The sequence below is a fragment of the Gordonia malaquae NBRC 108250 genome (genome assembly GCF_000344135.1).
Classification (GTDB): Bacteria; Actinomycetota; Actinomycetes; order Mycobacteriales; family Mycobacteriaceae; genus Gordonia; species Gordonia malaquae.
In genome coordinates, this window is record NZ_BAOP01000056.1 from 1 (window position 1) to 11,351 (window position 11,351).

Below are 11,351 nucleotides of genomic sequence, written 5' to 3' on the forward strand. Positions count from 1 at the left end.
GATAGCCCTCGACCGGCTTTCTGAGTACTGAGTTCGGGGAACCCGTCTCGCTGAGCCCGAAGCGGATAGGGTGCATGTTGTGACCTCCGCCTCAATCGAGCATCCCGTCGTCGAGACCGTGTCCGGCCCCATCCGCGGCCGATTCGTCCCCACGAGCAACGGTTCGACCGTCGCCGCGTTCCTCGGAATCCCCTACGCCGCAGCACCTGTCGGCGACCTCGCAGTCGCCGCACCGCAGCCTCCCACTGCTTGGACGGCGCTTCGCGACGCCGGTGAGTACGGGCCCGCGGCACCGCAGGTCGGGTATCCGGAGCCGATCGGATCGATCCTGGAGAACGTCATCGCGCCCGGCGACGACTACCTGAACGTCAACGTGTGGACACCCGACACCAACGCGCACGACCTTCCGGTTCTCGTGTGGATCCACGGTGGAGCCTTCACTCGCGGAGCGAATCGGGTCGGCATCTACTCCGGCGACTCCTTCGCCCGCGACGGCGTGGTGTTCGTCGGAATCAACTACCGCCTCGGGGCGCCCGGCTTCGCGTCTGTCGAAGGTGCACCGGAGAACCGTGGACTGCTCGATCAGATCGCCGCCCTCGAATGGGTGCGCGACAACGTCGCCGCGTTCGGCGGCGACCCGTCGCAAGTCACCATCGTCGGTGAATCCGCAGGCGCGATGAGCGTCGCGTCGCTCCTGGCGTCACCGCGCGCCACGGGACTGTTCCAGCGGGCCGTGATGGAGAGCGGCAACGGCGTGGCGGCCGCGACGATCCCCGACGCTCGCAAGGTCAGCGCCAGAATCAGCGAGATCCTCGGCGTGGAACCGACTGCTGCGGGCTGGGCATCCGTGTCGTCCGAGGACCTGCTTGCGGCCCAGACCCAGATGGCCCTCGAACTGTCGATGAACCCCGATGCATCCGTGTGGGGCGAATCGGTCATCGCTGCAGGCCAAGGCATCATGAGCTTGTTCCCGGTGATCGACGGTGACGTACTGCCTGCCCACCCTGTTGCATCGATCGCCGACGGCGCAGGCGCCGGAGTGCCGCTGCTCGCGGGCTGGAACGCCGACGAGTTCCACTTCTTCCTGGCGCCGACCGGTCTGGTCGCCGCGGTCGACGAGGCCGGCGCCGCCGGGTTCCTGGCACGTGCCGGACTCGACACGGCGCGGTTCACCGAACTCGTCGCGAGCGGCGTCACTCCGGGTGACGCTCTGTGCGCCGAACTGACCCGGACGGGGTTCTCCGACCCGACGATCAACATCGCCGACGCCCGAGGAGACACTCACACGTTCCTGTACGAGTTCGGCCGCCACAGCCCGGTCGCAGGCATTCGCGCCGGACACGCCGTCGAGATCCCCTACGTCTTCGATCACCTCGATGACGCTCACCGCTTGGTCGGCGACTCCCCCGACCAAGCACTCGCGACCCGAATGCACGCCGTCTGGACGGCATTCGTCATGTCCGGTGATCCGGGGTGGGAACCTCACGTCGCAGGAGCGCAGCCGCACCTGTTCGCGTGAGGGATCAGCGGAGGGTCGCGGGGCGCACGACCATGACCGAGCTCGCTCGTCGACCCTTCTCCTGGACCAGTGCGATCGCCTGCCCGGACGGATCGACGACGGTGTAGACGCCTTTCATCCCGACAGGCTCCAGCCAGCGGCCCTGGCTGATCGACTCGGCATCGTCGTCGCTGATCTCGCGCAGCGGGAAACACAGCTTCGCCGCATCATCGATCCCGAGCGACAGTCCGGGAGCCTCCGTCACCGCATCCATCGTCCGCGCGTGATCCAGAGTGAACGGCCCGACGGCCGTGCGGCGGAGCGCAGTCAAGTGACCGCCTACGCCCAGGCCGGCGCCGAGATCCCGCGCGAGGGAACGGATGTAGGTTCCTGACGAGCAGTCGACGTCGACGTCGACATCGACGAACGCGCCGTCGCGGCGGATGTCGAGGATGTCGAATCTCGAGACCGTGACGGGTCGAGCATCGAGCTCGAACTCCTCGCCCGTGCGCATGAGGACGTGAGCGCGTCGGCCGTCGACCTTGATGGCACTGACCTTGGCGGGGATCTGCAGGATGTCGCCGGTCAACGCGGCGACTCCGGCCACGATCTGCTCATCGGTGACGCCGCTCGCATCCGACGATTCGAGGACGTCGCCCTCGGCGTCGTCGGTGTTCGTGCTCTGGCCGAGTCGGATTGTCGCTGCGTACGACTTCGTCGTCAGCGACAGCAAGCCGAGAAGCTTGGTGGCGCGCTCGACGCCGATCACGAGGACCCCGGTCGCCATCGGGTCGAGGGTTCCCGCATGCCCGACCTTGCGTGTCTGGAACGCCTTCCGGGTCTTGGCGACGACGTCGTGGCTTGTCATTCCGGCAGCCTTGTCGACGATGAGCAGCCCCGCGTTGTCGATGCTGGAATCTGCCATCAGGTGAGCGCAATCGTCGTGAGGATCAGACCGTCCGTGACGGCCCACCGACCGGGCATCGTCAGCAGCGGGCCGCCCCCGTCGATGGTGGCGCCGTCGATCAGGATGGTGGACGTGAACGTGCCGCTCAGTCCGTCGGCGTCAGTGTCCCTGGTGAACGTGATGTGAGCGTCCTCGAAGCCGAGCCAACGGTGAGTGATCGGGAACCACGCCTTATATGTCGCCTCTTTGGCGCAGAACAGGAGGCGATCCCAGTGCAGGTCGTCGTCTCGGGTGGCGAGGACGTCACGCTCCGCCTGTACCGAGGTGTGGCTGAGGACGCCGTCCGGCAGCGCCAGGTGCGGTTCGGCGTCGATGCCGAGCGAGCGGACCTGCATCGTGTAGGCGGCGACGGCCGCGCGATAGCCGTCGCAGTGCGTCATGCTTCCGACGACTTGATTCGGCCACAGCGGCATGCCGCGTTCGCCGCGCAGGATCGGAACCGGGTCGTATCCGAGCTGGCCGAGGGCTTGACGGGCGAGGTGCCGCGCGGTGATGAACTCGCGACGACGCTTCTCCACCGCCTGCGAGATGAGGCTCTCTTCGGCGGGCATGGCTGTCAGTCCGGGTGGGTCGCCGAATGTTTCGGCGGCGCCCACGCCGGACGGCACGAGTCGCGAGATCATGTGTTCGATTTTGCCATGCTCATCTGTCGCGCCTGGCGCGCCGCTCCTCGATGCGTTTGCGGAACTCGGCCGCCTTCTCCTCGTAGTCCGGCGGCAGGTCGAAGCGCGCACCGTGCTCGGGCAGCGCGTCGGGTGTGATGCCGCCGTCCGGCACGATCGGACGCAGCAGCGGATGCGGCAGACCGCGTCGCTTCCATTCCCGGGGGTAGCCGACAGACACCTCCTCGAACCGGACACCGTCGTACCAGGTGGTCCGCGGGATGTGCAGGTGACCGTAGACGCTGCAGGCAGCGTTGAACCTGGTGTGCCAGTCGGCGGTCAGCTCACTGCCGCACCACAACGCGAACTCCGGGTACATCAGTGCGTCGCACGGCTCTCGTCGGAGCGGCCAATGGTTGATCAGCACCGTCTTCTCACTCGGATCGATCGCCTCCAACCGTGTCCGGGTGGCCTCGATCCGGGCTCGACCCCACGCATCGCGGGTTCCGAAAGGTTCCGGCGACAACAGGAACTCGTCGGTCGCGACGACGTTCCGCTCCCGTGCGACGGCCAGCGCCTGCAGCGTTGTTGTTGTGCCCTCGGGGCGAAATGTGTAGTCGTACAACAGGAACATCGGGACGACCCGCACAGGGTCCGAGCCGTCTCCCGGGTCGAACAGCGGATAGATGTCCTCCGGGGTGACCACACCGAGGTCGCGGCAGGCCTGAACCAGGTAGTCGTATCGGGCGACGCCGAAGATCTGCAGCGGATCCTTCGCCGTCGTGTAGAGCTCGTGGTTTCCGGGGACCCACACGACCTTGGCGAAACGTGCCGCAAGACGGCGCAGCGTGTCGACGATGTCGTCAGTGCGCTCGGCGACGTCGCCTGCGACGATCAGCCAGTCCCCGGGATCTGTGGGCCTGATCTGGTCCAGGATCTGCTCGTTGCCGCGGTGCGAGACGTGCAGATCGCTGATCGCCCAGAGAGTCGCCATGCGTTCATCGTCGCACGCGTCGATTCACGGCTGATCACCGCCGCGCGACACCATCCGAGGCACTCGCCGACTGCCCCGTTTCATTTCCGGATCGGACGCGCGGCGCGATGAGAGGACTACCGTGGAGCCATGACGCAGCCCATCCCGGTTCCGCCGCCGACAGTGGAACTCGATCCGTCCCCGCTCCTCCGACACAACCCGGACCGGGACCGCTACGAGATGTGGTCGGGCGACGAGTTGATCGGATTGGCCGGCTACGAGCTGACCGCAGGGGGCGACATCGTCATCCTCCACACGGTGGTGACCGAGAAGTTCGGACGAGCCGGCTTCGCTCGCCTCCTCACCGTCCAACTGCTCGACGCCCTCGAAGCCGAGGGCCGGCAAGTGGTCCCGGTCTGCACGTATGTGCAGAAGTTCGTGGAGAGATTCCCGCAGTACCAGCACATGATCCTGGCCTGATGCGGCCGACGGACTCGCGGCTGCGCGCTGTGATCGCCGTTGTCGCCCTCGCGGTGTCGAGCGCTGTGCCGGTAGCGATGTTCACGTTCGCCGATCAGATCCCCGTTGCTGCCGCCGTGTTCGGCTTGATTGTCAACGCGGTGTTGTACAGCACGGTGCTCTATGCCATAGCTCCACCAGGAAGAGCCGCGACCGCGGCGAGCACTGCAATGGCGGCAACAGTGATTCCGGTCGTGTCACTGCCGCTGGTCGCAGACGCGACCTTGTTTATCGTCGGCTGGCCGTTTGCATACGTCCTCGCATGGTCGATCGCAAGGCGAGTCGGTATCGGGCTCTTCGGCGTCATCGCCGCGACCATCGTGGTCGTCTACGGGTACGCGATGTTGATGGTCTATTTCGTGATGCCCGGCCCCGCCTCAGAGCACCTGGTGAACCACGCGTCCGGCGCCATCCGAATCGGCTGGGTGATCATCGCCGCCGCCAATGTCGCGTTCTGGCTCGAGGAAGTGATCCGAGAACGGATCACCAGACGAACGACCACGCCAGCACCCCGAGAGACAGCGCCAGCATTCCCAAGCAGTTGATCCAGAAGGTGACACCGACGAAGCCCGCCCGCATGTGAGCGATGGACCCGGCGACGAAGTACGCGACGACACCTGCCGTCGCCGCGACTCCAACGCCGTCATGCCAGACTCCGACGATCAGGCCCGCGGTGGCGAGCGCCTTGATGTAGACGAGCGCCCATCCCCATTCGAGGGGGAAGCCGACACCCGCGTAGCAGTCACGGATGAAAGCCGGCGGTCGGATCGACATGAGCGCGTCCCCGCCGATGACAACGGCGAGCAGCAGGACGGGCCAGATGGGATCGGGTGTTGCGAACATCAGGACTCCTCGGGTTGCGTATCTGCGACGGTCGAGCGGATGAGCACGGCAGCGACGGACTCGAGATCGGCACGGATGGCGACGGCGTCGCTGTCGACGACGGCGGACGTCATCACCAGCCCGAGATAGGCCAGGTAAACCGCCCGGGCGGCGGGTCCGGCGTCTGGTCCGAGGCCCGCGTCGGCGAACACCGCCTCAAAGTCGTTCTGCAGCGCGACGGCGAGGGCGCCGAACACCTCTGTCGACTGCGATCCCCGCGCAAGAACGGCTCCGTATTCTCGCGCCAGATGGAGGTCGGCGTCGAAGATGTCGAGGAACGGTTGCACGACGTCGCCGATCCGTGTGACCGGGTCACCACCGGGAGACACTTCTCCCCTGGCCCCGTGCACGGCCCCGATCCATCCGTCGAATGCGGCGAGCAGCAGCGAGTCCTTATCCCCCACGCTCATCACCGTCCCCACGCTGACTCCCGCGTCTTCGGCGATCCGGCGGATCGTCGTCGCCCCGAAGCCGACCTCGACGAACAGTCTCTGCGCCGAGGCGATGACTCGTTCTCGAGTCGCAGACTTCTGCTCCGCCCTCATTGACTGAACGTGTTCATTGAACATGTTCATTACGGTACCCGCGGCGGAGGATCCGGTCCAGCGATACGTTCGTTCCATGACTCCGTTCACCGACCGGCTCGTAGCGCTGCTCCCCGCCGGAATCGTCTTGCCACAACCGATCCTCACCACGTTCGACTGGCTCGCCGACAACGGACATGTCGACGACGCGACTGACCATCTGCATGCCCGCCTCGTTCCGGTCGGCATCGACTCACTGAGCGAGGTCGCCGTCGACGTCGATCCCGACTTCATGACGTACTGGCACGACGACGAGTCCAAACGCGACCGGGTGATCCCGCTGTTCCGCACGGGCGGCGACGGTTCGCACGCAGGTTTGTGGGTCGATGACGATGGCCGCAGTCGATTCGTCCATCTGGGGTCCGGGTCCGGTTCAACGTGGTCCGGAGTGAGCACCGACGACGCCGTCGACTTCCTCCGATTCCTTGCGATCGGCTACGACGAACCCTGCTGGCCCGAGGCGCACGCGCTGACGCCGGAAGAGGTCTACGCCGCAGAGGTCGACAACGACGATCCTCCGTTCACCGCCCCGACCGCGTTCCAGACGTTTCTGAGGACAACGTTCGCGGTGGACATCCCTGATCGAGGCGTCGACATCGTCACCACCGCCGCAGACATGGACGACGACCCGACGGACCCATTTCTGATCTGGCTCGCCGATGGCGACTGACCTGTAGCAGATCAGCGGACCCAGGCGCCTGAACGGACACGCCAGACGACGGCGCCGAGCCGTGTGATCATGAAGAGCAGAAGACCGGACCAGATGCCGGCCAGGCCCCAGTCGAACACGAGTGACAGCCAGATCATCGGCAGGAATGCGCCGAGCGCACCCGCGAGGGTGGCCGTGCGGAGAAACGCCGCGTCGCCGCTGCCGAGGAGCACACCGTCGAGTGCGAAGACGACACCGGCGATCGGAAGCATGGCCACGAAGAACCACCACGGTGTGGTGATCGCGTCGAGGACACCCTGATCGGACGTGAAGATGCGCGGGAGCAGTCCCGCCCCGAGCGCCAGACCTGCGGCCACGGCAACAGACACCGCGGCAGACACCTTCGTGACGTGGGTCGACGTCTTCCGAGCGTCGTCGAACAGTTTGGCTCCGAGCGCTGCGCCGACGAGTTGTTGAGCGGCGATGGCGAGCGAATCCAGCAGCAGGGCGGTGAACTCCCACAACTGCAGCACCACTTGATGCGCCGCCACCTGGGCCACGCCGAATCGCGCGGCGACAGCGGCAGCAGACACGAAACAGACCTGGAACGAAAGACTGCGCAGGATGAGATCGCGACCCATTGTGAGTTGCGCGCGGATGACGCCCCCTACCGGCGCCAACCGCCCCGACGCCTCACGGACCAATCGCCACGCGAAGAGTGCGCCGGTGATCGACTCGCCGACAAGGTTGGCGACTGCGCTGCCTTCCAATCCGAGTCGCGGAAGGCCGAACAGTCCGTGAACGAGTCCCACGCAGAGCACGGCGCCGACGGACAGCCCGGCCACCACGTAGACCACTGGTCGCCGGGTGTCTTGCACGCCGCGCATCCACCCGTTGCCCGCCATCGACACGAGGATCAGCGGTACTCCGAACACCGCGATGCGAAGCCATCGCGCAGCGTCGGACGCCACGACGTCGTCGGGCACGAGGACGCCGGTGACCCACGGCGCGACCAGCCAGGCGACGCCGACGATCAGCGCGCCGACACCGAGCGCGATCCATGTGGCCTGCACCCCCTCGTCGACCGCCCGCTCTCGGTCACCCGCGCCGAACGCACGGGCCGACCGAGCGGTGGTCCCGTACGACAGAAATGTCAATTGTGTGGAGATCACTCCGAGAACCAGCGTCGACACCGCGAGCGACGCCAGCTCGTGAGCGCCGAGCCGTCCGACGACGGCGAGGTCGAGCATGAGATACAACGGCGGCGCCACGAGGACGACCAACGCCGACGCGGCGAGCTTGAGCATGAACGACTACAGAAGGGCGCGCAGCCGGGCGACGACCTCGTCGGCCGTCCCGGTGTCGGAGTAGCCGGACGCACGAGTGTGTCCGCCCCCGCCGAGCGCCCGCGCGATCGGCACCAGGTCGACAGCGCCCTTGCTCCGCAGCGACACCGTCCACGATCCCTCTGTCGCCTCCTTGAAGACGGCTGCGACTTCGGCTTCGCGAGCGGTGCGCACGATGTCGATCACGCTCTCCGACTCGTCCCAGCTCATGTCCGCCATCGCGTCGGCGTTGACACATCCGTAGACGAGTCCACGTCCATCGCATGCCGTCTCATCGAGCACAGACGAACCGAGCACCTGGGAGACCATCTGCAGCCACGCGTACGGATGAGAGTCGAGCAGCACCCGGCTCCACTTGCCTCCGTCGACACCCGCCTTCAGCAATCGCGCCGCCACTTCGAACGACGCAGGGCGAGCCCACTTGAACGATCCGGTATCGGTGACCAGACCCGCGTAGAGACACGTCGCGATGTCGGCGCTCAAGCCGACGCCGAGTTCATCGAGCACCTGGAGGACCAGCACTGCGGTGCAATCGGATTCGGCGTCGATGAAGTCGAGATCGCCGAAACCGGGATTCGACACGTGGTGATCGATGCAGACAGTGGTGTCGGCCGCAGCGAACACTGCCTCGTAATCCCCCAGCCGACTCGGCGTCGCAGCGTCGACGGCCACCGCCACCTCACCGGCGGACGGCATCGTCAACGACTGGACCAACTCGACACCCGGAAGCTCCAGGAGGGTGCTCGGCAACGGCTCGGGACCGGAGAACCCGCACCGCACGGCGATGCCGAGCGATGCGAGTCCGAGTCCCAGTCCGAGGGCGCTGCCGATGGTGTCGGGATCGGGCCGGACGTGACTGATGATCACGACCGAATCCGCGTCCCGCAGAGCGGACGCGACCGCTGAGGCAGACGCCCGGTTCACGACTCCCCAGACGACTCATCGTCGTGCTTGTACGGGTCCGACTCTCCTGCGGGCTTCGCGTCCTGCGCAGCTCGAGCGACGAGCTCGTCCTGAGCACGAGCGCGAGCAAGCAGTTCGTCCATGGCCCGCGTCGCATCCGGCACGGTGTCGAGCTCGAACCGGAGGGTCGGCGTGAACCGCACCCCCGTCCCCGCGCCCACTTTGGAGCGCAGGGAGCCGGTGGCTGCGGCCAGGCCGGCCTGTGCCTCGGCGATGTCGGGCTCGGCGTCGACCGACGCGCCCATCACCGTGTAGAACACCGTGGCGTCGTGCAGATCGCCGGTCACCCGGCAATCCGTGATCGTCACGTGCGCCAGCCGGGGATCCTTGATCTCCGAGCCGATTGCGGAAGCCACGATGGTGGTGATCCGCTTGGCGAGCCGTGCGGCTCGTGCATGATCGACCATCAGTCGCGCGCCTTCTCCACCATCTCGTAGGTCTCGATGATGTCGCCGACCTTGATGTCGCTGTAGGTGATCGTCAGACCGCACTCGAAGCCCTCGCGGACCTCGGTGACGTCGTCCTTCTCACGTCGCAGCGACGAGATCGTCGCGGTTTCGGCGATGACGTTGTTGTCGCGCAGCAGACGCGCCTTGGCGTTGCGACGCACCACACCCGACTGGACCATGCAGCCTGCGATGTTGCCGACCTTGGACGACTTGAAGATCGCGCGGATCTCGGTGCGTCCCAGTTCGACCTCTTCGTAGACCGGCTTGAGCATGCCCTTGAGCGCTGCTTCGATCTCCTCGATGGCCCGGTAGATGACCGAGTAGTAGCGGATCTCGACGCCTTCGCGGTTCGCCAGCTCCGTCGCCTTGCCTTCGGCACGGACGTTGAAGCCGATGATGATCGCGTCCGAAGCCGCCGCCAGGTTGACGTTGGTCTCGGTGACGCCGCCGACGCCGCGGTCGATGACACGCAACGACACCTCGTCGTCGATCTCGATGCCCAGCAGGGCCTCCTCGAGCGCCTCCACGGTGCCCGAGTTGTCGCCCTTGAGGATCAAGTTCAGCTGACTGGTCTCCTTGAGGGCCGAATCCAGGTCCTCGAGGCTGATGCGCTTGCGACTGCGTGCAGCGAGCGCGTTGCGCTTGCGTGCGTTGCGACGGTCCGCGATCTGGCGAGCCGTGCGGTCCTCATCGACGACGAGGAGGTTGTCGCCTGCACCCGGCACCGACGTGAAGCCGATGACCTGGACAGGACGCGACGGGTACGCCTCGGTGACGTCGTCGCCGTGCTCGTCGACCATGCGACGGACACGACCGTAGGCGTCGCCGGCGACGATCGAGTCGCCGACACGGAGCGTGCCGCGCTGGATGAGCACCGTCGCCACCGGGCCGCGACCGCGGTCCAGGTGAGCTTCGATGGCCACACCCTGTGCGTCCATGTCCGGGTTCGCGCGCAGATCGAGAGACGCGTCCGCGGTGAGCAGGACGGCTTCGAGCAGTGCGTCGATGTTCTCGCCCTGCTTGGCCGAGATGTCGACGAACATTGCGTCGCCGCCGTACTCCTCGGGCACCAGACCGTACTCGGTGAGCTGACCGCGGATCTTGGCCGGGTCGGCGCCTTCCTTGTCGATCTTGTTGACCGCGACGACGATCGGCACACCGGCCGCCTGCGCGTGGTTCACAGCCTCCACCGTCTGCGGCATGACGCCGTCGTCGGCCGCGACCACGAGGATCGCGATGTCGGTGGCCTTCGCACCACGGGCACGCATAGCGGTGAACGCCTCGTGACCCGGGGTGTCGATGAACGTGATCAGGCGATCTTCGTCGTTCAGGTGAGTGTTCACCTGGTACGCACCGATGTGCTGGGTGATGCCGCCGGCTTCGCCGCCGCCGACATTCGCCTTGCGGATCGTGTCGAGCAGGCGGGTCTTGCCGTGGTCGACGTGACCCATGACGGTGACCACCGGCGGACGCTGCTGGAGATCGTCCTCGTCGCCTTCGTCTTCGCCGTAGGTGAGATCGAACTTCTGCAGAAGCTCGCGGTCTTCGTCCTCGGGGCTGACGACCTGAACCGTGTAGTTCATCTCGCCGCCGAGCAGCTCCAGCGTCTCGTCGTTGACCGACTCGGTCGCCGTGACCATCTCACCGAGGTTGAACAGTGCCTGGACCAGCGATGCCGGGTTGGCGTTGATCTTCTCGGCGAAGTCGGACAGCGATGCGCCGCGGGCGAGGCGGATGACCTCGCCGTTGCCGTGAGGCAGACGGACGCCGCCGACCTCGGGAGCGCGCATCGAATCGTATTCTTGCCGCTTCTGACGCTTCGACTTGCGTCCACGACGCGGAGCGCCACCGGGACGACCGAACGCGCCTGCTGCGCCGCCGCGTCCACGGTTGCCGCCGCCACCGCCGCCGGGACGACC

The 11,351-nt window shown here is 66.5% G+C and carries 13 protein-coding genes; 4 read left to right on the plus strand and 9 right to left on the minus strand.

Annotated features, from left to right (window positions below; genetic code table 11):
• Positions 1-79 precede the first annotated feature (79 nt).
• Entirely contained in the window at positions 80-1,519 is a 1,440-nt protein-coding gene (locus GM1_RS20625) for a carboxylesterase/lipase family protein (RefSeq protein ID WP_008382151.1), read from the plus strand.
• A 4-nt stretch (positions 1,520-1,523) separates the two neighbouring features.
• Here the strand turns inward: GM1_RS20625 and truB are convergent, their stop codons facing one another.
• From truB to GM1_RS20640, 3 genes are read right to left on the minus strand one after another with little or no spacing between them, the layout of a single operon-like run.
• Positions 1,524-2,423, minus strand: coding sequence for a tRNA pseudouridine(55) synthase TruB (gene truB / locus GM1_RS20630; protein ID WP_008382152.1), 900 nt, complete (start codon positions 2,421-2,423; stop codon positions 1,524-1,526).
• Entirely contained in the window at positions 2,423-3,088 is a 666-nt protein-coding gene (locus GM1_RS20635; RefSeq protein ID WP_008382153.1) for a 4'-phosphopantetheinyl transferase family protein, read from the minus strand. Before GM1_RS20635 ends, truB begins: the two co-directional genes overlap by 1 nt.
• A gap of 19 nt (positions 3,089-3,107) precedes the next feature.
• Positions 3,108-4,061: a metallophosphoesterase family protein gene (locus GM1_RS20640; RefSeq protein ID WP_008382154.1), complete on the minus strand. Its 954-nt coding sequence runs from the start codon at positions 4,059-4,061 to the stop codon at positions 3,108-3,110.
• Between the two features lie 129 nt (positions 4,062-4,190).
• Here GM1_RS20640 and GM1_RS20645 point away from each other — a divergent pair, with 129 nt between their 5' ends.
• Both GM1_RS20645 and GM1_RS20650 read left to right on the plus strand, forming a co-directional pair.
• On the plus strand, positions 4,191-4,520 hold the full coding sequence (locus GM1_RS20645; RefSeq protein WP_008382155.1) for a GNAT family N-acetyltransferase: 330 nt from the start codon (positions 4,191-4,193) through the stop codon (positions 4,518-4,520).
• A 29-nt stretch (positions 4,521-4,549) separates the two neighbouring features.
• Complete coding sequence (locus GM1_RS20650; RefSeq protein ID WP_157436249.1) at positions 4,550-5,104, plus strand: hypothetical protein; 555 nt, start codon at positions 4,550-4,552, stop codon at positions 5,102-5,104.
• Here GM1_RS20650 and GM1_RS20655 read toward each other — a convergent pair.
• Both GM1_RS20655 and GM1_RS20660 read right to left on the minus strand, forming a co-directional pair.
• The gene (locus GM1_RS20655; RefSeq protein WP_008382156.1) at positions 5,043-5,402 is read right to left on the minus strand and encodes a DoxX family protein; all 360 of its coding nucleotides are present in this window, start codon (positions 5,400-5,402) and stop codon (positions 5,043-5,045) included. The two genes, GM1_RS20650 and GM1_RS20655, sit on opposite strands and share 62 nt — an antisense overlap.
• A complete protein-coding gene (locus tag GM1_RS20660) occupies positions 5,402-6,010 on the minus strand; it encodes a TetR/AcrR family transcriptional regulator (protein ID WP_040520912.1) in 609 nt (202 codons plus the stop codon). Before GM1_RS20660 ends, GM1_RS20655 begins: the two co-directional genes overlap by 1 nt.
• A gap of 52 nt (positions 6,011-6,062) precedes the next feature.
• On the opposite strand from GM1_RS20660, the gene GM1_RS21800 reads away from it, so the two are divergent.
• Entirely contained in the window at positions 6,063-6,695 is a 633-nt protein-coding gene (locus GM1_RS21800; RefSeq protein WP_008382159.1) for a hypothetical protein, read from the plus strand.
• Positions 6,696-6,706: 11 nt separating this feature from the next.
• Here the strand turns inward: GM1_RS21800 and GM1_RS20670 are convergent, their stop codons facing one another.
• From GM1_RS20670 to infB, 4 genes are all read right to left on the minus strand, one after another.
• Positions 6,707-7,981, minus strand: a complete 1,275-nt coding sequence (locus GM1_RS20670) for an MATE family efflux transporter (protein ID WP_008382162.1) — start codon at positions 7,979-7,981, stop codon at positions 6,707-6,709.
• Between the two features lie 6 nt (positions 7,982-7,987).
• On the minus strand, positions 7,988-8,944 hold the full coding sequence (locus tag GM1_RS20675) for a DHH family phosphoesterase (RefSeq protein WP_008382163.1): 957 nt from the start codon (positions 8,942-8,944) through the stop codon (positions 7,988-7,990).
• A complete protein-coding gene (gene rbfA / locus GM1_RS20680) occupies positions 8,941-9,390 on the minus strand; it encodes a 30S ribosome-binding factor RbfA (RefSeq protein ID WP_008382165.1) in 450 nt (149 codons plus the stop codon). Before rbfA ends, GM1_RS20675 begins: the two co-directional genes overlap by 4 nt.
• Positions 9,390-11,351 (minus strand): translation initiation factor IF-2 (infB, locus tag GM1_RS20685; RefSeq protein WP_008382167.1); only part of this gene is annotated, 1,962 nt, incomplete at its 5' end. The genes rbfA and infB, both read right to left, overlap by 1 nt.

Bases quoted from the DNA above. Each gene is read 5' to 3' on its own strand.
- rbfA (WP_008382165.1), bottom strand. From the start codon at position 9,390: ATGGTCGATCATGCACGAGCCGCACGGCTCGCCAAGCGGATCACCACC.
- truB (WP_008382152.1), bottom strand. From the start codon at position 2,423: ATGGCAGATTCCAGCATCGACAACGCGGGGCTGCTCATCGTCGACAAG.
- GM1_RS21800 (WP_008382159.1), top strand. From the start codon at position 6,063: ATGACTCCGTTCACCGACCGGCTCGTAGCGCTGCTCCCCGCCGGAATC.
- GM1_RS20660 (WP_040520912.1), bottom strand. From the start codon at position 6,010: ATGTTCAATGAACACGTTCAGTCAATGAGGGCGGAGCAGAAGTCTGCG.
- GM1_RS20645 (WP_008382155.1), top strand. From the start codon at position 4,191: ATGACGCAGCCCATCCCGGTTCCGCCGCCGACAGTGGAACTCGATCCG.
- GM1_RS20635 (WP_008382153.1), bottom strand. From the start codon at position 3,088: ATGATCTCGCGACTCGTGCCGTCCGGCGTGGGCGCCGCCGAAACATTC.
- GM1_RS20640 (WP_008382154.1), bottom strand. From the start codon at position 4,061: ATGGCGACTCTCTGGGCGATCAGCGATCTGCACGTCTCGCACCGCGGC.
- GM1_RS20655 (WP_008382156.1), bottom strand. From the start codon at position 5,402: ATGTTCGCAACACCCGATCCCATCTGGCCCGTCCTGCTGCTCGCCGTT.
- GM1_RS20670 (WP_008382162.1), bottom strand. From the start codon at position 7,981: ATGCTCAAGCTCGCCGCGTCGGCGTTGGTCGTCCTCGTGGCGCCGCCG.